Below are 19,877 nucleotides of genomic sequence, written 5' to 3' on the forward strand. Positions count from 1 at the left end.
ACACACAGATACGGCTGAAGTCAAGACTTTTCTGCGAGTGCGAAAATAGCGTGCCCTGCGCGAGAAACGCTGGCAGGACCGACGGGCAACCCCGGCGAGGCTTTACCGCGTGGCTACTGGCTTATCTTCCGAAATGGCTGGGGGCCCGGGGGACTGCGCGCGGCCTGCCGCCCGGTCAGCTCAGGGCGCGGCGTGCGTCGGATCGGGCCTGGTCGAGCACTTCGCGGACCGCGAGCCCCTTCGCGTGCGCGATCCGGCGCACCTCCTCGAACTCGGGCGTCACCGTGAGCAGCTCGCCACCGAGCCGGGAGACCTTGAACGTGATCGGCCCGTAGGCCGTCGGCAGGACGACCAGCTCCCGGTCGAGCCGGATCCGCTGGTGCTCGCTCCAGCGGACGCCGATGGTCGTCGATTCCCGGAAGAGGAGTGTCGTGAGATCGCCGACGCGTTCCGGAAGGCAGAGGACCGTCACCACCGCTCCGGGACGGCTTCGCTTCATGATGACGGGCGTCAGGAAGACGTCCAGGGCCCCGGCGTCCAGGAGCCGGTCGAGGAGCGGCTCGTAGAGCTGCGGCGACATGTCGTCGATCGTCGTCTCGACCTGGGCGATTGTCTCCGTCGAGCCGGACGGGCCGGCCGGCGCGTCCCCGACGAAGCAGCGCACCACGTTGGGAATCGCGAGCTCCATGCTCCCCGCTCCGTACCCCACCGCGCGGACCGTCATCGGCGGCATCCGGCCGGCGGACACCGCGAGCGTCGTGACGATGGCGGCCCCCGTCGGCGTGACCAGCTCCGCCTCGACACCGTTGTCGAAGACCGGATACCCCCGGAGCAGCTCGAGCGTCCCCGGAGCCGGGATCGGGATCCGCCCGTGAGGGCCGTCCACCATTCCGCGTCCCACGGGGAGCGCCGAGACGTGGACGCTTTCGATGCCGAGGAGCCTGAGGCCGGCCACCGCGCCGGTCACATCCACGATGGCATCGAGCGCCCCCACGTCGTGGAAGCGTACCTGGTCGGGCGAGATGCCGTGAACCCTGGCCTCGGCCTCGGCAAGCCTCCCGAAGATCCGCGCGACGTCCGCCTTCACCCCCTCCGGGAGCGCGCTCCGCTGGAGCAGGCTCAGGATGTCACGGAGGGTTCGGTGGGGGAGCGGCCCGGCGGGCTCCAGCTCCACGTCCACCTTCGTGGCACGAAACGCGCCCTTCGTGACCTGGCGCGCGCTGAGGCGAAACCCGCCGAGGGCGAGTTTGTCGAGCTCGGCGCCGAGGACATCGAGCGGGCAGCCGGCGTCGACGAGCGCGCCGAGAATCATGTCGCCGCTGACCCCGCTCGGGCAGTCGAAGTACGCCAGCTTCACGCGATCTGCCCCTATCGGATCTTGGTCACAAGCTTGTTGATCAGGTTGGCCTGGTGGGCGGCGCCGTAGCCGTTGTCGATGTTCACCACGCTCACGCCCGGCGCGCAGGAGTTCAGCATCGCCAGGAGCGCGGCGATCCCCCCGAAGGAGGCTCCGTAGCCCACGCTGGTCGGGACGGCGATGACGGGCCGGTCGACCAGCCCGCCGATCACGCTGGGGAGCGCCCCGTCCATCCCGGCCACCGCGATGATCACGTTCGCCTCGGTGAGGAGGAGGTGGTGGTCGAGGAGACGGTGAAGACCGGCCACGCCGCAATCGTAGACGCGCTCGACCCGGTTCCCGAGGACCTCCGCCGTGAGCGCCGCTTCCTCTGCCACGGGCAGGTCGGAGGTTCCGGCGCTCGCGACGACGATGAGCCCGACCCCTTCGACGGGCTTCGGGTTCACGACGAGGATCCGGGGGTCAGGATGGTAGCGCGCGCGAAGCCCGGCAGCCTCGACGGCGCGCGCCGCTTCGGCGGAGGCGCGGGTCGCCAGGACATTGTCGTGGCGCTGGGCCAGCTCGGAGAGGATGGCGACGACCTGCCCCGGAGTTTTCCCCTGGCAGAGCACGGCCTCGGGCGCCCCGGCCCGGAGGGCCCGGTGCAGGTCCACCTTGGCGAAGCCGAGGTCGGCGTACGGGAGGTCCCGGAGGCGCGCGATGGCCTCGTCGACGGAAAGGTCGCCCCGGCTCACCGCCTCTAGGAGCGCTTTGATTTTGTCGCGGTCCACGTGCGTCCCCGCCGACTTCCCCTCACCCTGCCCTCTCCCCTGGGGGGAGAGGATCCTTCTGGAGAAGCTTCAGCACCTCGTTCATGCTCCCGCTCCTGAACCCCTGAAGGTCCACCGCCACGTAGAGATAGCCGAGCTGTCTGAACCGCGCGACAATCTTCGAGTGTCGTTCGTCCTCCCAGAGCCTGGGAATCTCATCGCGCGGGATCTCGATGCGTGCCAGCCGATCGTGGTGGCGGACCCTGAACTGGCGGAACCCTAGGCTGCGGAGGAACGCCTCCGCTGCGTCCACCTGGCGCAGCTTCTCGGGCGTGATCGGGTCCCCGTACGGGAACCGCGAGGACAGACAGGCGAAGGAGGGCTTGTCCCAGGTCGGGAGGCCCAACTCGCGGGAGAGCTCCCGGATCTCCGCCTTCGTGAGCCCCGCGTCGATGAGCGGCGCCTGCACCCCCATCTGACGGGCCGCTTGCATGCCGGGACGGTGGTCGCCGAGGTCGTCCACGTGAGCGCCGTAGATCGGGTGCGCGCCCCCCTCGCGCTCGGCGACGAGCTTGAGCCGCGTGAACAGCTCCTCCTTGCAGAAGAAGCAGCGGTTGGGTGGGTTCTTGGCGTAGTCGGGGTTGTCCAGCTCACGGGTCCGAATCACCAGGTGGCGCATCCCGAGCATTGCGGCGAGTCGCCCGGCCTCGGTCAGCTCCCCCTCGGGGTATGTCTCCGAGTCTGCCGTGACCAGGAGCGCCCGCGCGCCGAGGGCGTCGCGGGCAGCCAGGGCCAGGAAGGTCGAGTCGGCGCCCCCCGAGAACGCCACGACGACGCTCTCGAGGCCGCGGATGATCTCGACGAGGCGGCGATACTTGACGCGGAGGTCGAGCACCATCTTAGACGTCCACCCTGACGAGATCGCGAAACGTCGCGTACCGTTGCTGGATCTCGTCGGGCTGGAGCCGGATCAGCCGGTTCAGCGAGAAGTCTTCCACGGTGAACGACGCCATCACGGCACCGTAGACGATCGCGCGTCGGATCGCGGTCCCGTCGCTCGCCCCGCTCTTGGCCAGGTAACCCATGAAGCCGCCCGCGAACGTGTCCCCGGCCCCTGTCGGGTCGAAGACCGACTCCAGCGGGTAGGCCGGGACGAAAAAGAAGCGGTCCTCCGAGGCCATCAGCGCCCCGTACTCCCCCCGCTTGATGACCACCGCCCGCGGGCCCAAGCCGAGGATCGTCCGCGCCGCCCTGATCAGGTTGGGTTCGCGTGCGAGGTGGCGGGCCTCGGCATCGTTGATGAGGAGCACGTTCACCTCGGCCACGACCTTGAGGAGCGCGTCACGCTTCCCCTCGATCCAGAAGTTCATCGTGTCGAGGGCCGTCAGGCGCGGCCCGTCTACCTGGCGAAGCACGTCGAGCTGGAGCTCGGGATCGATGTTGGCCAGGAAGACGAAAGGGCTCTTTCGGTGCGACGCCTGAAGCACGGGCTTGAAATCGGCGAAGACGTTGAGCTGCGTCTCAAGGGTCCGGGCCTCGTTGAGGTCGTAGCCGTATTCCCCCACCCAGCGGAAGGTCCGGCCCGACGAGATCTGGAGGCCCGAAATGTCCACCCCCCGATCCCTGAGGAGCCCCAGGTGGTCCTGCGCGAAGTCCTCCCCGACCGCCGCCACCACGCTGACCGGGGCGAAAAAGCTCGCCGCGTAGGCGAAGTAGGTCGCCGATCCCCCGAGGGCTTCGGTCACTCTGCCGAAGGGCGTCGTGACGCTGTCCAGCGCCACGGACCCCACCACGAGGAGATCAGCCACGGGAGTCTCGACCCTTTCCCTTCGCCGGTGTTCCGCGCCGACCGGCAGGAGGGAAGTACTTGTCGAGGAGGAGGCCGAGGGCCCTCTGCGTCCTGGACGGGAACGCGTTCGGGTTCGTGATGACCGCGTTCCGGAGGAGTGAGGGGCACTGGCACCGGCGCGGCGGCCCGACCTCGGGGATCAGCCGCCGCAGGACCTCCTTGGCCGTCGAGACGTTTCGGTTCAGGTTGGCGATCACCGCCTCAACGCTCACGTGGGCCTCGCTCTCGTGCCAGACGTCGTAGTCGGTCACCAGGGCGAGAGTCGCGTAGCACAGCTCAGCCTCCCGCGCCAGCTTGGCCTCCGGCATGTTGGTCATCCCGATGACGTCCACGCCCCAGCGCCGGTAGATCCTCGATTCCCCCTTCGTCGAGAACTGGGGGCCCTCGATGCAGAGGTAGGTCCCGCCTCGGTGGACGGTCGCCCCGGTCGTGCGGGCGGCCTTCTCGAGTCGATCAGCCAGGTCCGGGCAGACCGGATCCGCCATCCCCACGTGGGCCACGATCCCGTCGCCGAAGAAGGAGGACACCCGCCGCCGGGTCCAGTCGAAGAACTGGTCCGGGATCACCAGATCGAGGGGACGGATCTCCTCGCGCATGCTTCCGACGGCGCTGATCGAGATCACCCACTCGACACCCAGCGCCTTGAAACCGTAGATGTTCGCCCTGGAGTTGAGCTCGGACGGCATGACCCGATGACCGCGCCCGTGCCGGGGCAGAAAGACCACCGTCCGCTCGCCGAGGCGCCCGGTGCAGTACTCGTCGGAAGGGTCCCCGAATGGCGTCTTCACCCGCACCCACTCGATGCCGGCGAGCCCGTCCAGCTCGTAGAGGCCGCTCCCGCCGATGACGCCGATCTTCATCACGTTCCTCGGAGGAGGGCCGGGTACCCAGGCCTGCGGCCTGGGTGCGCCTTCGGCGCGGGTACCCGCCCCTTCCGAATCCTCCCCCCTTGTTCGAACGTGGCGGCTTCGGCCATGCCGCCAGGCAGGCCAGCCGCCGCGCGACATCCGAGTTAATCGCGCGGGCCAAGCCCGCGCTCGAACCTGGACGCTCAGTACCCTAAAGCTGCCCGCTCGCGCCCGCTCGCGCCGCCTGAGCCACGGGCTCCGGTCCTGCGGAAGGGTAGCCCGGCGCGCCGAGGAGCGTCCCGAAGGTACGTCCGGGTTGGACGTCGGCCACAGCGACCGACGCCAGGCCGCCCATCAATTCGTCAGGGCCGTCGAAGAGAACCTCGATGTAATTGCCGCTGAGCCCTGCGAGAAGCCCGCTCGCGCGGTCCCGCGTCTCCAGCACGAGAAGGTCCAGGGACCTGCCGAGGAACGTTTTCCTGAATTCCAGGCTCTTGGTCCCGCCCAGGGTCCGGAGCTCGCGGCTCCTCGCGTGGATGACGCCGGAGGGCACACGGTCGGGCAAACGGGCGGCCTCGGTGCCCTTTCGATCCGAGTACGCGAAGACGTGGAGGTAAGAAAACGGGAGCGCCTGGACAAGGGCTCGCGTCCCCGCAAAGTCAGCCTCGGTCTCACCCGGGAAACCCACGATCAGATCGGTCCCCAACGCGAGCTCGGGAATACGCTTCGAGAGTGTCTCAACGAGCCTGGTATAAATGCTCGTGTTGTAAGGTCTTCTCATCAGCCTCAGGATCCGGTCGCTCCCGCTCTGAAGCGGGACGTGGAGGTGGGGGGCGATGACCGGGGACCCCGAGACGACCTCGATCAGCTCAGGAGTGAAGTAGGCCGGGAGGATCGACGAAAGACGAAGCTGGTTGAGCCCTCGCACTTCGCGGAGGATCAGGCGAAGGAGTCCCGCCAGCGTGGTACGGGGCAGGAGGTCCCAGCCGTAATGCCCCATGTCCACCCCGGTCAGCACCACCTCACGATAACCCGAGTCCACGAGCCGCTGGACCTGTTCGACCACGCGTTCGGGCGCCTGGCTCCGGCTCGGTCCCCGCGCGTACGGGACAATGCAAAAGGCGCAGCGGTGCTGGCAGCCGTCCTGGACCTTGACGAAGGCACGCGAGCGACCGGAGAGCCGCGTGAAAGGCGCAACAGGAACCGCGCGGGCCCGCGAGACATCGCTGACCCTGACCAGGGGCCGGACACGATTGCCGAGCGCGTCCAGGAGCCCGGCGAGCTCGTACTTTTCTTGGTTCCCGAGGATCAGGCCGACGCCGGGGATCCGGGCGATCGCCCCGGGATCCGTCTGCGCATAGCAGCCGGTAACCACCACCAGCGCCTCGGGGTTTCGAGCAATCGCGCGGCGGATCGTCTGACGGTCCGAGAAGTCTGCCCTCCCCGTGACCGTGCAAGTGTTGATGACGTAGACCTGGGCCGGCGCTTCGAACGGGACCTCCCGAAAGCCGCGGGATTCCAGAAGTCCCCGCATCTCCTGGGTCTCCGCCTGGTTGAGCTTGCAGCCGAGCGTGGCGAACGCCACGGTGACGGGGCAGGATGTGCTCATGCCCGGATCGTCCTGCGGCCCGCCTCAGGCCGCCTCGCGGGCGGGGCCGCGCCCATGCCGTCTTCACCCTCGGGTGCCTCGGCGAGCTGGCCGCACGCTGCGCCGATGTCCTCGCCTTTGCTCCAGCGGATCGTGGCGGTGACGCCCCGTTCGAGAAGACGGGTCTGAAAATCGAGGATTCGCGAGAGCGGCGGACGGCTGAAGCCGGCGCCAGCCCAGTCGTTGAACGGGATGAGGTTCACCTTGGCCCGGATGCCCTCGAGCAGGCGCGCCAGCCTGAGCGCATCTTCCCGGGAATCGTTGACCTCGTGGAGGAGCACGTACTCGAAGGTCATCCGCCGGCGGAGCGGAAGGGGGAAGCTGCGGCAGGCGGCCAGCAGCTCCTCGAGCCCCCGCCCCTTGTTCACCGGCATGAGCCGGCTGCGCACCGGGTTCGTCGTGGCGTGAAGCGAAACGGCGAGGTTGACCCTGAGGTTCTCTTTGGCCAGCTTCGCGATCCCGCTCACCAGGCCAACCGTGGACACGGTGACCCGACGCGGCGAGTAGCCGAAGGCACCCGGGTCGGTGAGGAGCCTGAGCGATTTGACGGTCGCGGCATAGTTCGCAAGCGGCTCGCCCATGCCCATGTAGACCAGGTGGGTCACCCGGCTCCCGGCGGGGAGCGTCGACCGAACGGCCACGAGCTGACCGACGATCTCCCCCGCGCTGAGGTTCCGGCCGAGCCCCATCGTGCCAGTGAAGCAGAAGGCGCAGGCAAACCCGCACCCGACCTGCGTCGAGAGGCAGAGCGTCAGCCGGTCGGCGTCCGGCATCAGCACCGACTGGATCTCCGCGCCGTCGGAAAGGCGCAGGACGAACTTCTGGCTCCCGTCCCGCGAAGCGATGCACCGGGCGATCACGGGAGCCTCGATGACGGCCTCCGCGGCGAGCCGTTGGCAGAACTCCCTCGGCAGGTTGCTCATCGCGTTGAGGTCCAGGATACCTCGCCTGAAGAGCCAGCCGGCGAGCTGGCTACCGCGATAGCGGGGCTGGCCGCAGCGCTCGGCGAGCGCTTCGAGCTCCCGCGGGGCGCACTCGAGGAGGTTCACCCGCGACATACTGGGTCTCGCCTCGTGGCGGGCCTGCCTCACGGCATGGCCGACGCCCCTCGGCTCGAACAACCGCCCCTAGGATACTGGAGTGTCAAAAAACGTGTCAAACTACCGGCAGCCAGCTTGTCCACATTCCGTGTGAGGCACCTGTGGATAACCCGGTGGGCGGGCGAAACGACCCGCCGTGAAATCAACGCTTCAGAGCGTATCGCTCATTTCGACGGCAGCGGACCCACGAGCAGCAGGTAGAGGTCGAGCAGATTCGTCCGGGTGGGCCCGGTGTGAACCAGGTCGCCGAGGGCGGCGAAGAACCCGAAGGAGTCGTTTGCGGCGAGGCTTGTCCGCGCGTCCAGCCCCTTTTCGGCAGCCCGCCCCAGCGTTCGCCCATCGGCGATCGCACCCGCAGCCTCCGTGGGACCGTCGGTCCCGTCGGTCCCCGCGGCCAGGACCACGACCTCGGGCAGCCCGTCAAGCTTCAGCGCCGAGGCCAGGCAGAACTCCTGGCACCGCCCCCCCTTCCCCTTCCCACGGACCGTCACCGTCGTTTCCCCTCCGGCGATCACGCATCCCGGACGGGAAACCGGCTGACCGGTCGACTGGACCTGTCGAGCCAGATCGGCGAAATGCCCGGCGGCCTCGCCGGCCTCGCCTCGAAGTGACCCGGTCAGGACCCAGGTGTGAAAGCCGAGCTCCCGGGCCTTGGCCTCGGCGGCTTCCACCACCAGGCGATTGCTTCCGATGAGGTGATTCGTCACCCGGCGGAACACCGGATCGCCCGCCTCGGGGGTCTCGGGAACCTCGCCCCGGGCGCCCCGCTCCAGGTGGCGCTCGACGCTGGCCGGGGCGTGCTCCCTCAACCCGAAGCGGTCCAGGACCGCCAGCGCGCTGGCGTAGGTCGTCTCGTCAGGCGCCGTCGGACCCGAGGCGATCACGTCGAGCCGGTCGCCAATGACGTCGGACAGGATCAGCGAGACGACGGGCGCCGGGGCCGCGGCCTTGGCGAGCTGACCTCCCTTGAGCAGCGAGCAATGCTTGCGGACGGCGTTCAGCTCGTCGATGGTGGCCCCGCCTTCGAGGAGCTGCCGCGTGAGGGTCTGCTTCTCGCCGAGCGTGATCGGCGGGACAGGCGCCGGGGCAAGAGCCGACCCCCCACCAGAGATCAGCACCACCACCAGGTCGGCCTCGCCGGCGCTCCGAGCCAGAGCGAGAAGCTCCCGGGCTGCCGTCGCGCCCCGGCCATCCGGGATCGGATGACCGGCCTCCACCACGCGGACCCGCCGGGTCGGAGCCCGATAACCGTCCTTCACCACCACCAGACCGTCGGCGATGCGATCCTCGAGCAGCTCCTCCAGCGCCTGGGCCATGGCGCCGGAAGCTTTTCCCGCGCCGAGCACGAGGAGGCGGTGGCTCCGCGTGAGGTCGAAGTCGGCGGAGCCAACGCCGAGGCGGCGGCCGTCGAACCTGACAGCCTGACGCAGGAGCGAGCCCACTTCGCCGGCCCTCAGGCCGGCGTGGAAGATGGCGAGGGCGGCGTCCCGGAGCGTCACATCTACCTCGGAGGGGGGCTCACGCCCCCCTTCCGAATCCTCCCCCCAGATTGCGCGGGCCGGGTACCCATGCCGGAGGCATGGGTGCGCGCTCGAGGGCCGCACGCTGCCGAAGATCTATCACCCCAGCCTGAGCTTCTGCAGGCGCTGACCGGCGTCCTTCAGCATCTCGTCCGTCTTGGGAAAGCAGAAGCGGATCTTGGTTCTGCCGAGTTCCGGGTGGGCGTAAAACGAGGAGCCGGGGACCGTCGCGACCCCCACCTCCTTCACGAGGTACATGGCGAAGGCGAGATCGTCGGCGCAGCCGAAGCGCTCGAGAAAGTGGGCGGCCTCGGTCAGGATGTAGTACGCGCCTTTCGGCTTGAAGGCCACGAAGCCGGCGGACTCCACGAGCCCGAGGAGAAGGTCGCGCTTGGCCTGGTACATCTCCCGGAGCCAGACGTAGTAGCTGTCCGGGAGCTCGAGCGCGGCCACGGCGGCCTCCTGGAGCGGGTGGGGCGCGCCGACGGTGACGAAGTCGTGGGCGCGCCGGATCCCGAGGGAGAGCTCGGCCGAGGCGACCGCGTACCCGATGCGCCAGCCGGTCACCGAGTACGACTTGGAGATCCCGGAGATCGTCACGGTGCGGTCGGCCATCCCGGGGAGCGTCGCGATCGGCGTGTGCGTCTCGCCGTCGAACACGATGTGCTCGTAGATCTCGTCCGTGATCGCCAGCAGGTCGTGCCTCAGGCAGAGGTCGGCAATGGCCTGGAGCTCGTGCGCGGCGAAGACCTTGCCCGTCGGGTTGCTGGGGCTGTTGAAGATTATGGCGCGAGTCTTCCCGGTAACCGCTCTTCGGAGCCGGTCAGGGTCGAAGCCGAAGTCCGGGGGCTCGAGCGGCACGAAAACCGGCTCGGCGCCCGAGATGATGCAGCCCGGGCCGTAGTTCTCGTAAAACGGTTCGAAGACGATGACCTCGTCGCCCGGGTTCAGCACGGCCAGGAGCGTCGAGAGCATGGTCTCGGTCGAGCCGCAGCAGACGGTGACGTGGCGCTCGGGGTCGAGCTCCATCCCGTAGAAGCGCTCGTACTTGGCCGCGATCGCCTGTCGCAGGCGCGGGGCACCCCACGTGATCGCGTACTGGTGGAAGTCGCCGTCCAGCGCCGTGCGCGCCGCCTCGATCAGCTCGCGGGGAGGCGGAAAGTTTGGCATCCCCTGGGCCAGGTTCACGCCGCCGTACAGATTGTTGACCCGGGTCATCTCCCGGATCACCGATTCGGTGAACCCCTGGACCCGCTTGGAGATCATAGGCTCACGTTGCTTGCCTGCCTTCCCGCTGCAACCTCAGCCATCCCGCTCCACGGCGACCGCGCCCTCGCGTTTCTTCTGGGCGGCCCTGCGCAGCTCCTCGACAAACTCAAGCATCATCTGATGCCGCCGGAGCCGCTCGGTCGGCGACCGGCGGAGGTTTTCGACCAGGAGGGTGATGTCAATCCCATACTCCTCCGCCTTTGTCATGGCCGACGACTCGGTATTCTTCATCATCAGTGAGAGTGTCGGGTGAGTGCTCGCATGGTCAGGAGCGTCAGGAAGTCAAGGGCAGGCTACGGGACAGGACCCTCAGGCTAGACGATCACGTCCCGCTCGATGGGGTCGACCTTGACACCCTTGGCCTTGAGCCAGGCGATCCCCCGTTCCAGGTTCTCTTCGGACCCCTCCAGCTCCAGCGCCACCCAGCCATAGTCCGCCTTGACGTCCGCTCGCCGGATGTTCGTGACGATGTCGAACTGCTTGCCGAGCAGGTAGATGATGGGTTCCTGAATCCGTTCCGGCGGAAAGGTCAGACGGACCCGCATCCGGCTCATGGGCGGGACGACCTCAGACGCCCCCGGCGATCGCCGGGACGATGGAGACCTCGTCGCCTTCCTTCAAGGCCGTCCCCGTTCCCTGGAGGAAGCGGATGTCCTCCTGGTTCACGTAGATGTTGATGAAACGCCGGAGCTCGCCCCGGTCCTCGACGAGCCGCTCGCGGAGCCCGGGGAACTGGAGCTCCAGATCCTCGATCAGCTCGCCCACGTTCGCGCCCTTCGCGTAAACCTCCCCCGCGCCCTTGGTGACTGCCCGAAGTGGGGTCGGAATTCGCACCAGCACCGGCATCGCGTCGTCCTCCTGCCCCAAGTCTCTGACTCTCCCTAGGTCCCCGCCTTCAGCTCGGCCAGCGCCCGGTCGAATGCTGAGAGCGAGGGCCGGATCGTGACGTGGGTCTCGAGGCGTTCGTAGAGCACGTCCGGCGTCTTGAGGCCGTTCCCGGTGATGCAGATCACCGCCGACTCGCTCCGCGGGATCACCCCGGTCTCCACGAGCTTCTTCGTGACGGCGACGGTCACGCCCCCAGCGGTCTCGGTGAAGATCCCCTCGGTGCGCGCCAGGAGCAGCATCCCCTCGACAATCTCCGCGTCGCTGGCATGCTCCCCGGCGCCGCCGGACTCTTTCACCGTCCGGTACGCGTAGTAGCCGTCGGCCGGGTTGCCGATCGCCAGCGACTTGGCGATCGTGTTCGGGCGCACCGGCCTCAGCACGTCGGTGTCGGTCTTGATCATGGTGACGATGGGCCCGCAGCCGGCCGCCTGGGCGGCGTGCATCCGCGTCGAGACCCGGTCCACAAGCCCGAGGGCCTGACACTCCTTGATGGCCTTCCAGATCTTCGTGATCAGCGAGCCACCCGCGCACGGGACGACGATGTGCCCCGGCGTCCGCCAGCCGAGCTGCTCGAGGATCTCGTAGCCGTAGGTTTTGGACCCCTCGGAATAGTACGGGCGGATGTTGATGTTGACGAACGCCCAGCGGTACTTGTCGGCGACCTCCGAGCAGAGCCGGTTGACCTCGTCGTAGGTTCCCTCCACGGCGACCAGCGTGGCCTGGTAGACGAGCGTCCCCACGACCTTCCCGGGCTCCAGGTCTGCGGGGATGAAGATGTAGCTCTTCAGCCGGCCCTCCGCGGCGTGGGCGGCGACCGAGTTCGCGAGGTTGCCCGTCGAGGCGCACGCGACGGTATCGAACCCGAACTCCCGGGCCTTGGTCACGGCCACCGACACCACGCGGTCCTTGAACGACCAGGTAGGATGGCAGACAGAATCGTTCTTGATGTACAGCTCGGCGACCCCCAGCTCCTGCGCCAGGTTCTGGGCCCGGATCAGCGGGGTGAAGCCGACGTGATGGCCGACGGCCACGTCGCCTTCGATCGGGAGGAGGTCCCTGTAGCGCCAGATGCTGGGCGGGCCGGCGGCGATACTCGAGCGGGTCATGCGCCCCTTCAAGGTGTCGTAGTGGTAGTCCACCTCGAGGGGCCCGAAGCAGAACTCGCAGACGTGGCAGGGCGCCAAAGGATAGCCGCGCCCGCACTCCCGGCACATCAGGCCTTTCAGCTTCTCCATGGGCTTCTCCATCGGTTGGGGATTTGAGCCCCGTTTCTTCTCCGGCCGAGGTTCACTTCCGTCCTCGGCCGCTGACCCGTCGGATACCCAAGGGCGCGACGGAGCCTTCAGCGTAATCGTCCCCTACTTAACACGCTCCGACCAAAAAAGTCAAACCTCCGCGCCCGCGTCCGGTCGAAGCGCCGCCCCGACGAGCCGCGCAAGGTCAGACGGGAGCGACTCGCGGTTCGCCGGCGTCACCTCGATCAGGCGGACACCCGGGCGGGCCTTGATCCGGTCTGCCCACGGGTGGGAGGACCCGAGGATGGTCCCGAGCACGACGCCCGCGCCGGCCAGGATCTCATCGACGGCGTCGCGAAAGGCCGGCGCGGTCATCTCCATTTTCCCGATCTCGTCGATGACCACCAGGTGCCCGCGACGGGTCGCCGCCAGAATCGCCGGAACGCCGACCCGCTCGACCGCCTCCAAGTCTACCCGGTACTTCCCGACCCGCGGCCCGCTGCGGCGGCCGGCGTGGGCCAGCGTCGTCCGGCGCCCGTCGAGGGTCAGGAGGTCGAACCCGACTCGCGCCCCCCGGTCCCGGATCTCCCGGGTGACGAACCCGCCCGCCGGAACACGGAGCAGGTCGAGCGCCTTCCTGAGACAGGTGGTCTTCCCGACGCCGGGGCGACCGGTCAGGAGGTAGGCGCGGGCCACGGTGGACGAGTCCGGGGGCACCCGCGGCCCGGGCGCCTCAGCCGGGAGCGAGCCTGCGCTGAGCACGCAGAGCTCCGCTGGCGTCGAAGATCCTGACCGTGAGCCCACCCCGATCGATCGCCACCTCGCCGAAGTTGTCGGTGTCGCCCAGCGCGAAGAGGGAGCGCGGGTTGAGTGAGGCGTCGAGAGCCCAGGGGCGACCGCGGGAGGCAGCGAGGGGGCCCGCGATGAACTCGTGGAAGGTGAAGTCGGGCCAGGGGCGGTGCCGGATCAGCTCAGCGCGATGGACGTCCGCGGCGATCCACACCAGGTTCTTGACCTTTCCCGCCCTGAACGCCTGCAGGATCGCATCCCGTTCCGTCGCGAAGCCGGTCGGATTCTCCTCGGGCAGCCCCCAGGGGGTCGCGCCGGACCAGGAGTCGCGGCCGGTCCGCCCGGTGGGGACCGCGAGCGCCACGCTCGACACCACGACCTTCCAGACCGCGTCCGAGCCCGTGACTCCGTCGACGAGCCACCGGCGCTGGGCGGGGCCCAGCATCGTCTTGCCCGGCCCGTCGGGCTGGCGGTTGTCGCTCCGGTACTGGCGGGTGTCCAGGATGAAGACCTCCAGCAACTGTCCCCAGCGGAGCCGCCGGTAGAGCCTCCCGGGCTCCTCGGCCGGCGGCACGATCGGCCAGTAGTCGAGGAAGGCCCGTCGCCCGACGGGCATCAGCGGTTCCACCGTGCCGGCGAAGTCGTTTCGCACCTCGTGATCGTCCCAGATGGCGTAGACCGAGGTCGCCCGGAAGAAGGCCTGGAGGTGGGGGTCGGCCCGGTTGTAGCGGTGCTTCTCCCTGAACTCCTCGAGCGTCGTCGCGACGAAGTCATAGCCCGGGACCCGGTCAGGGCCGCCGCAGCGGTGGTCCGCGTAGATCGTGTCGCCGACGAAGAGGAAGAAGTCCGGGTTGCGGGTCGCCATCGTTCGGAAGATCGCGTACCCGTCGTCGATGTGGCGGCAGAAGCTCCGGCCGCCCAGGTCTCCGCTCCAGAGAAACGTGACCGGGCGCGGATCTCCCGGACGCGGGGCGGTGACGAAATGACCGGAGCCCTCAGCCCCTCCATGGCGGAGCCGGTAGGCGTAGCGGGTGGCGGGGAGCAGGTTGGTCAGGACGACTTTCCCGGTGAAGTCGCGCTCCGGGGCGATCTGGGTCGACCCGGTGACCGTGCCTTCCCCTCCGTCGGGACGGGCCTCAACGGTCAGCGGCCCGACCTCGAACCCTCGACCCCAGATGACCGCGCTCCGGTCGGTTACCTCGCCGACGGTCAGGAGGAGCGGCGAGACCGCGGCCGCGGGGCAGAGGAAGACGAGCGGGAGCGCGAGCGTGAGGGCACGGCGGAGCACGACTCGGAGGGCTCTCACCCGACGGCAGGGCCCTCAGCTATACGAGCGGATCGTAGGCGAAGTACTGGCCCGACGTCTCCAGCGGGACCAGGTGGTGGCGGAGGGTTCCGGGGAAAATCTCGGCGAGGCGTTGAGGCGTCCACCCCTCCCCATGGTGGATCGTACGGATCGGTCGCATGTGGCAGAAGAGCATGATCTCCTTGCCCCGCACGCCGAAGACCTGACCGCTCACGTCGCGGGCCTCCTCGGAGGCCAGGAAGACCGCCATCGGAGCGATGTGGGCCGGCGAGAGCTGCTTGAGCTTTTCCACGCGCTGCCGCTGGGTCTCGGTCTCGGTGGGGATGGTGCCGATCATCCGCGTCCACGCGAACGGCGAGATACTGTTCGCCGTGACGTTGTACCGCGCCATGTCCAGCGCGACCACCCGCGTGAACCCGACGATGCCCAGCTTGGCTGCCGCGTAGTTGGCCTGGCCGACGTTGCCGACCAGCCCGGAGGTCGACGTCATGTTGATGATGCGCCCCCACTTCTGCTCCCGCATGTGCGGCACGGCAGCGCGGGTCACCGCGAAGGTCCCCTTGAGGTGGGTGTCGAGGACCGCGTCCCACTCCTCCTCCGTCATGTTGAAGATCATCCGATCGCGGAGGATGCCGGCGTTGTTGACCACGATGTCGACCCGGCCGAAGTGGTCCAGCGCCACCTGGATGATGTTCCGCCCGCCGGCCATCGTCGCCACGGAGTCGTAGCTCGCTATAGCCTGGCCACCCAGCGCCTTGATCTCGCTCACCACCTCGTCGGCGGGCCCGCTCGCTCCACCGCTCCCGTCTTCCTTCCCGCCGAAATCGTTCACAACCACCTTGGCGCCCTCCCGCGCCATGAGGACGGCGATCTCGTGGCCGATCCCCCGGCCGGCGCCAGTCACCACCGCTACCTTCTCCTTGAGCATCATGGCAGCTCGTCCCTCTCGTGGGCGCGGGCATCACGCCGCGGCGGCTCCGATCCCTCACGGCGACGCGGCCCAGGATAGCACACCTCCCACGGACCGGCCACCGGGGACCGCCGTCTCAGCCGCGAACGTGCCGTCCCCGCTCGAGCACCGCGACGAACTCGGCCCCCAGCACGAAGACCACCGCCGAGTAGTAGACGAACATGATGAACGCGACGAGGATGCCCAGCGGCCCGTAGATCTGGTCGTAGAAGCCGAACTCGGCGATGTAGAGTCGCAGGAGGTGTTTTGCCAGCTCCCAGAGCAGGCTCGCCAGGAGCGCGCCGGCCAGCGCCGCGCCCCAGAAGATCCGGCGGTGGGGGAAGAAGCGGTAGATCACGAAGTACATGGCGGTCGAGAAGACCAGGCCGAGCCCGACGCTCATCCACTCCACCCAGTAGCCCGGGAGGCCCACCGGCGTGAAGACGAAGGTCTTGAACCAGGCGAAGATCGTGGTCGCGGCGATGGTGGCGAGGAACAGGACGCCGATCACGAAGATCATCCCGATGTCGAAGAGCATCCCGCGCAGGAACGATCGTCCCCGCACCCCCAGGACCCGGTTCAGGACCAGCCGCAGGGCGGTGAAGAGCTGCGTTGAGAAGAGGATCAAGATCAGGGTCCCGACCAGCCCGGACACGCCCCGGGTCGCGACGATCCGGTGCAGGGTCCGGGTGATCTCCTTCCGGTACACGGGGACGATCTGGCTGAGCTGGTTGATGACCTCGCGGGTCGCGGCCTCGCTCGAGAGCACAAACCCGGCCAGGGAGACCACGAGGAAGAGGAGCGGGACCAGGCAGATCAGGAAGTAGAACGACAGGCCTGCGGACAGGAAGAACCCCTGGTGGGCGAAGAACCCGGAGAATGCCTGGCGCAGGCCGCGGATCACGTCAGGCTAGGAGTCTGTCGGAGTAACACCCTTCGAGCGCGGGCTTCGCCCGCGCAACCGATTCCTGGGGGAGGCCTCGGAGGGGGCCGTCGAGGCCCCCTCCGACCGGCCCTGGCGGACCGCAGCCGGTCACGAGAGCCTACGGGGTGAGGGCCTCGTTCACGGCGCTGAAGGACCCGCCCGGGCGCGGACCACCCCCGATGACATAGATCACGCCCCCGACCGCCGCCGCGCCAAGGCCGTGGCGCGCCGTGGGCATCGGGGCAAGCGCGGCCCAGCGATCGGCAGCCGGGTCGTAGGCCTCGGCCTGGCTGAAGGTCCCCGCCGGAGCTTCACCGCCGAACACGAAGAGGCGGTCACCGAGTGCGACGCCCGCGATCCCCGACCGCGCCGTTGACATGGGTCGTCGGCGCTCCCAGCGGTCCGCTGCCGGATCGTAGACTTCCGTGTCCGAGAGGTTGCGGGCGTAGCTCCCGCCAACCCGGCCGCCGATCGCGTGGAGCCGCTTCCCCAATGCGACAACCGCGAGATGGTCGCGGGGCGTCGGCAGGGGCGCGCGCGACGCCCACCGGTCCGACGCCGGATCGTAGACCTCGTTCGCCCCCGAGTTGGCGCGACCGTCCCGGGCCACGCCGCCGACCGCATAGATCTTCCCGTCGATCTCCGCCGCCCCCAGCGCGCCCCGCGCCGTGGGCATGGGCGAGCGCTTCCGCCAGCGGTCGGAGGCCGGATCGTACTCGTAGACCATGCTCAGGGGACTCCACCCGGCCGAGTAGCCGCCGATGACGTACAGCCTGCCGTTCACCGCGGTCGCGGTGGTGTGGTGGAGCGGCTCCGGGAGCGGCAACCGGCTCTCCCACCGGTCGGTCGCAGGATCGTAGACCTCGACGAGATCGCCGCCTGCCGCGAAGCCTCCGATCACGTAGATCTTTCCGCCGAGCGCCGCCGCCGCGACCTCGGTCCGCGGCGTCGGCATCGGCGCCTTCGTGACCCACCGTCCCGGGCCGGCCTGAGCTGCAAGGCCGACCGCCGAGAGGAAGAGCACCAGGGCCAGCCCGACGGCGCAGGCCTTCCCGAGCCCCCCCGACGCCGCCGCGATCGCCACCTTGCCTCGAAGCCCGAGCGCCATCTGCGAACGCGCTGTCCCTCAGAGCTGCTTGTAGAAGTCCGCGCGGTCCCCGCTGGTGACCTCGATGCGCTTGAGCACGTTGTCCCGGAGAATCTCGAGCCTGATCCGCTCGCCGGGGCTGTGCCGCCACAGCGAGAGGTAGAGGTCCTTGCGCGTCGGGACCTCCTCCGAGTTCAGCGAGACGATCACGTCCCCCTCGCGCAGGCCCGAGCGCTCCCCCGGGCCGTCCGGCACGAGCCCGGCGACCACGACGCCCTCCTCGAGCGGATGCGCGAAGACGCCGAGCCAGGCGCGCTTGGGACGCGTCACCAGCCTCCCGTAACGCAGCAGCTCCCCCTCGTGCTCGCGGTAGAACTCGACCGGGATGGCGAGCGAGTTCCTGATGATCTCGTTCAGGTTCAGGTAGACCACGCCGAGCATCCGGCCGGTCAGCGTGAAGAGCGGGCCGCCCCCGAAACCCGGGTTGACGGCGCTCGACACGATGCCGCGGTCCAGGAGGTACTCCCAGTACGCTTCGAACTCGCCCAGGTACGTGACGACACCCCCGGAAACCCGGCGCTCCTGCGGCCCCGTCGAGGCGATCACCAACACGGGTGCGCCACGCTCGACCGACCCGGAGGAACCGAAGCGCGCAGCCATGAGGCCCTGCCGCTTCACCCGGAGCAGGGCCAACCCCACGTCGAAGTCCTGGGCCACGATCTCCGCCTTGAGGCGCCGGCCCTGCCCCAATGAGACCTGGATCTTCTCGGCTCCCATGACCACGTAGTTGACCGTGAGGATCAGCCCGCTCGGATCGACGACGGTCCCCGAACCCATTCGCTCGGTCCCGAGGATGGGAGCCGAAGGGTGCGCGTCGGACACCTCGGTGTGGATGTGGACCACCGAAGGGAGCAAGCACTTGACCAGCTCAGCGGAGGCGTCCATGCACTCTCCTCAAAGCCGGGATCGACGCGACTTCGCGGAGCTTGGGGACCGGCATGTAGACGGTCTTGCCCTCCCGGAGGGCCGTCCCATGGACCGGGAGCTGCTGCTCGCGAAGCTCGGGCTTGGACATCGAGTCGGGCGCCATACGCCCCTGAGGCATGCCACAAGCATAGCGCAAATTGACCGGAGCCGGAGCAGAGCGTAGAATCCGGCCAGGAGACGCGCCAATGAGCGAGCCCGTCCGCATCGTCGAGTACGCCGATTACCTCTGACCGTGGTGCTACCCGGCGGCCGTGCGCCTCCGTCGGCTCAGGAGCGAGCTGGGCGACCGACTCCGCGTCGAGTGGAGAGCCTTCCCGCTGAGGCCGGTTCCGGACCCGACCGCAACCTTCAAGGGGACGTACCGCGAAGAGGCGTGGAAGCGCTGCCGGGCCTTCGCCGAGCCGGACGGCATCGTCTATAACCTCTGGGCCCGCGACGACTACCCGAACTGGAGCCTACCCGCGCTGGAGGCTGCGAAGTGCGTCGCACTCCAGGGGGAGGCGGCCTTCGAGCGCTTGCACCTCCGGCTCTACGCAGCCTTCTTCGCCGATGGGCGGAACATCGCCAACCCCGACGAGGTGGCCCAGGTCGTCAGCGAGTCCGGAGCGGATATGGCGCGCTTTCGCGCCGACCTGGCGGGCGGAAAGGCCCGGGCCGCGGTCCTCAGCGACTACGAGGACGCGGTGACCCAGGGGGTGCGGGCCATTCCCACCGTCGTCCTCAACGGGGGGCGGCGGATCGTGGGCCTCGTGGACTTCGCCGAGTATCGCCGCGTCGTCAGCGCGCGCGCCTGATTGCCGCATGGACGCGGAACGCGCGCGCGAGCAGGCCGGGCTCTACTTCCACAAAGGCTACCAGGCGCAGATGAAGGGCGAGCTCGAGGAGGCGATCGCCTGGTACAAGAAGTCGATCGAGTGTTATCCGACGGCCGAGGCCCACACGTTCCTCGGCTGGACCTACAGCTTCAAGGGCGACCACGAGGCCGCGATCCGCGAGTGCCAGATCGCGATCGAGGTCGACCCCGACTTCGGCAACCCCTACAACGACATCGGCGCCTATCTGATCGAGCTGGGCCGGCCCGAGGACGCCATCCCCTGGCTCAAGAAGGCCATGCACGCCAAACGGTACGACCCGCGCCACTTCCCGCACTTCAACCTCTCCCGGGTCTACGTCAAGCAGGGGAAGATACAGGACGCCATCAGGGAACTCAAGCGGGCCCTCGAGCTGGAGCCGGACTACAAGCTCGCGCGCACGGAGCTCCACCGGCGGCTGGGGATGCTGAACTGAAGTTCGAGCCGAGGGGCTCCCGCCGAGCCACAGGCGAGGAGAGCCACGAGGCGAGGCCCGAGAGGGACGGGCGGCGCCCGTGAC

General features: G+C 68.7%; 22 protein-coding genes. 2 read left to right on the forward strand and 20 right to left on the reverse strand.

Features of this window, described 5'->3' with window-relative positions; genetic code table 11:
* Positions 1-175: 175 nt before the first annotated feature.
* From larC to HY726_13535, 20 genes are all read right to left on the reverse strand, one after another.
* Positions 176-1,357 carry a nickel pincer cofactor biosynthesis protein LarC gene (gene larC / locus HY726_13440; GenBank protein ID MBI4609999.1) on the reverse strand — a complete coding sequence of 394 codons (1,182 nt, stop codon included), beginning with the start codon at positions 1,355-1,357 and terminating at the stop codon, positions 176-178.
* A gap of 11 nt (positions 1,358-1,368) precedes the next feature.
* Complete coding sequence (gene larB / locus HY726_13445) at positions 1,369-2,127, reverse strand: nickel pincer cofactor biosynthesis protein LarB (protein MBI4610000.1); 759 nt, start codon at positions 2,125-2,127, stop codon at positions 1,369-1,371.
* Positions 2,128-2,149: 22 nt separating this feature from the next.
* Entirely contained in the window at positions 2,150-3,004 is an 855-nt protein-coding gene (larE, locus tag HY726_13450; protein ID MBI4610001.1) for an ATP-dependent sacrificial sulfur transferase LarE, read from the reverse strand.
* Position 3,005: 1 nt separating this feature from the next.
* Positions 3,006-3,914, reverse strand: coding sequence for a sugar kinase (locus tag HY726_13455; protein MBI4610002.1), 909 nt, complete (start codon positions 3,912-3,914; stop codon positions 3,006-3,008).
* Complete coding sequence (gene mtnP, locus HY726_13460) at positions 3,907-4,815, reverse strand: S-methyl-5'-thioadenosine phosphorylase (protein MBI4610003.1); 909 nt, start codon at positions 4,813-4,815, stop codon at positions 3,907-3,909. Before mtnP ends, HY726_13455 begins: the two co-directional genes overlap by 8 nt.
* 199 nt (positions 4,816-5,014) lie before the next feature.
* Positions 5,015-6,412, reverse strand: coding sequence for a tRNA (N(6)-L-threonylcarbamoyladenosine(37)-C(2))-methylthiotransferase MtaB (mtaB, locus tag HY726_13465; GenBank protein MBI4610004.1), 1,398 nt, complete (start codon positions 6,410-6,412; stop codon positions 5,015-5,017).
* Positions 6,409-7,509 (reverse strand): 23S rRNA (adenine(2503)-C(2))-methyltransferase RlmN, encoded by a 1,101-nt coding sequence (gene rlmN, locus HY726_13470; GenBank protein MBI4610005.1) that lies wholly within the window; start codon positions 7,507-7,509, stop codon positions 6,409-6,411. The genes mtaB and rlmN overlap by 4 nt, the downstream gene beginning before the upstream one ends.
* A 206-nt stretch (positions 7,510-7,715) precedes the next feature.
* A complete protein-coding gene (locus HY726_13475) occupies positions 7,716-9,050 on the reverse strand; it encodes a glycerate kinase (GenBank protein ID MBI4610006.1) in 1,335 nt (444 codons plus the stop codon).
* 120 nt (positions 9,051-9,170) lie between these two features.
* Complete coding sequence (locus tag HY726_13480) at positions 9,171-10,337, reverse strand: aminotransferase class I/II-fold pyridoxal phosphate-dependent enzyme (GenBank protein MBI4610007.1); 1,167 nt, start codon at positions 10,335-10,337, stop codon at positions 9,171-9,173.
* A gap of 36 nt (positions 10,338-10,373) precedes the next feature.
* On the reverse strand, positions 10,374-10,547 hold the full coding sequence (locus HY726_13485) for a hypothetical protein (GenBank protein ID MBI4610008.1): 174 nt from the start codon (positions 10,545-10,547) through the stop codon (positions 10,374-10,376).
* Between the two features lie 107 nt (positions 10,548-10,654).
* Complete coding sequence (locus HY726_13490; protein MBI4610009.1) at positions 10,655-10,894, reverse strand: NIL domain-containing protein; 240 nt, start codon at positions 10,892-10,894, stop codon at positions 10,655-10,657.
* 13 nt (positions 10,895-10,907) lie between these two features.
* Entirely contained in the window at positions 10,908-11,186 is a 279-nt protein-coding gene (locus HY726_13495) for a MoaD/ThiS family protein (GenBank protein ID MBI4610010.1), read from the reverse strand.
* A gap of 35 nt (positions 11,187-11,221) precedes the next feature.
* Positions 11,222-12,463, reverse strand: coding sequence for a threonine synthase (locus tag HY726_13500; GenBank protein ID MBI4610011.1), 1,242 nt, complete (start codon positions 12,461-12,463; stop codon positions 11,222-11,224).
* Positions 12,464-12,613: 150 nt separating this feature from the next.
* Positions 12,614-13,225: an NTPase gene (locus tag HY726_13505; GenBank protein ID MBI4610012.1), complete on the reverse strand. Its 612-nt coding sequence runs from the start codon at positions 13,223-13,225 to the stop codon at positions 12,614-12,616.
* Positions 13,197-14,558, reverse strand: coding sequence for an alkaline phosphatase D family protein (locus HY726_13510; protein ID MBI4610013.1), 1,362 nt, complete (start codon positions 14,556-14,558; stop codon positions 13,197-13,199). Before HY726_13510 ends, HY726_13505 begins: the two co-directional genes overlap by 29 nt.
* Before the next feature lie 19 nt (positions 14,559-14,577).
* Positions 14,578-15,486 (reverse strand): SDR family NAD(P)-dependent oxidoreductase, encoded by a 909-nt coding sequence (locus HY726_13515; protein MBI4610014.1) that lies wholly within the window; start codon positions 15,484-15,486, stop codon positions 14,578-14,580.
* 118 nt (positions 15,487-15,604) lie between these two features.
* On the reverse strand, positions 15,605-16,411 hold the full coding sequence (locus HY726_13520; protein MBI4610015.1) for a YihY/virulence factor BrkB family protein: 807 nt from the start codon (positions 16,409-16,411) through the stop codon (positions 15,605-15,607).
* Between the two features lie 139 nt (positions 16,412-16,550).
* Positions 16,551-17,540, reverse strand: coding sequence for a galactose oxidase (locus HY726_13525; GenBank protein MBI4610016.1), 990 nt, complete (start codon positions 17,538-17,540; stop codon positions 16,551-16,553).
* A gap of 18 nt (positions 17,541-17,558) precedes the next feature.
* Positions 17,559-18,464, reverse strand: a complete 906-nt coding sequence (locus tag HY726_13530) for a serine protease (protein MBI4610017.1) — start codon at positions 18,462-18,464, stop codon at positions 17,559-17,561.
* Positions 18,448-18,609: a hypothetical protein gene (locus tag HY726_13535; protein ID MBI4610018.1), complete on the reverse strand. Its 162-nt coding sequence runs from the start codon at positions 18,607-18,609 to the stop codon at positions 18,448-18,450. The genes HY726_13530 and HY726_13535 overlap by 17 nt, the downstream gene beginning before the upstream one ends.
* Before the next feature lie 148 nt (positions 18,610-18,757).
* On the opposite strand from HY726_13535, the gene HY726_13540 reads away from it, so the two are divergent.
* Together HY726_13540 and HY726_13545 are read left to right on the forward strand one after the other, a co-directional pair.
* Entirely contained in the window at positions 18,758-19,300 is a 543-nt protein-coding gene (locus tag HY726_13540) for a DsbA family protein (GenBank protein ID MBI4610019.1), read from the forward strand.
* Between the two features lie 7 nt (positions 19,301-19,307).
* Positions 19,308-19,793 (forward strand): tetratricopeptide repeat protein, encoded by a 486-nt coding sequence (locus HY726_13545; protein MBI4610020.1) that lies wholly within the window; start codon positions 19,308-19,310, stop codon positions 19,791-19,793.
* Positions 19,794-19,877 lie beyond the last annotated feature (84 nt).

Source organism: Candidatus Rokuibacteriota bacterium (assembly GCA_016209385.1).
In the GTDB taxonomy this organism is placed as follows: Bacteria; Methylomirabilota; Methylomirabilia; order Rokubacteriales; family CSP1-6; genus JACQWB01.